The sequence below is a fragment of the Aquimarina macrocephali JAMB N27 genome, assembly GCF_000520995.1.
GTDB lineage: Bacteria > Bacteroidota > Bacteroidia > Flavobacteriales > Flavobacteriaceae > Aquimarina > Aquimarina macrocephali.
Genome location: NZ_JACA01000113.1, coordinates 1 through 521, shown reverse-complemented (window position 1 = coordinate 521; position 521 = coordinate 1). Strand labels below are relative to the sequence as shown.

2 protein-coding genes are annotated in these 521 nt (G+C 32.4%); both read left to right on the top strand.

Features of this window, described 5'->3' with window-relative positions; translation table 11 throughout:
* A partial coding sequence (locus Z054_RS32020) for a hypothetical protein (RefSeq protein ID WP_035093864.1) occupies nucleotides 1-276 on the top strand: 276 nt, incomplete at its 5' end.
* 33 nt (nucleotides 277-309) lie between these two features.
* On the top strand, nucleotides 310-521 hold a 212-nt coding region (locus Z054_RS29585), incomplete at its 3' end, for a hypothetical protein (RefSeq protein ID WP_035093862.1).

Sequence of the window (521 nt, the reverse complement as noted above, 5' to 3'; positions counted from 1 at the left end):
TGGGCACGCTATGCAAAAGACAGTAAACCTGGGGATAAACTCATTAAAGTTGACCTTGATCTGTGTGATCAAGAAGGGAATGTTTGTGTGGAAGTTAAGGGAATTGCTTTTCGTGTTATGAAAAATAGCAATAGACCTACGCATATGGCAACAAATGATTTGTTGAAAAGAAATACTAATGATACATCAACCTTTAATGATGCTTATTATCAGAATCTTATTCAAAGTGTATTAAATAAAGAGCTTTCTGATGAAGAAGCTGTGGAATTAGTTTAAAGACTGAATTCTTAAGAAAATTTGAAAGAAAAGATGAAGGAAAACCTAAAAAAAGTATTCCAAGATATTTCCGGAGGAAAACTTACACAAATAGAGGCATTAGAAAAAATTAAAGCTATAAAGCTACAAGAACAAAGTAAAATTGTAGGGACATTGCTTTTGAATTCAGTTTGGGAAGAAGATACAAGAACATCTACTAATCATGAGAATTACTCCCAGCAGCATATCATTTTGTGTGAAATGTC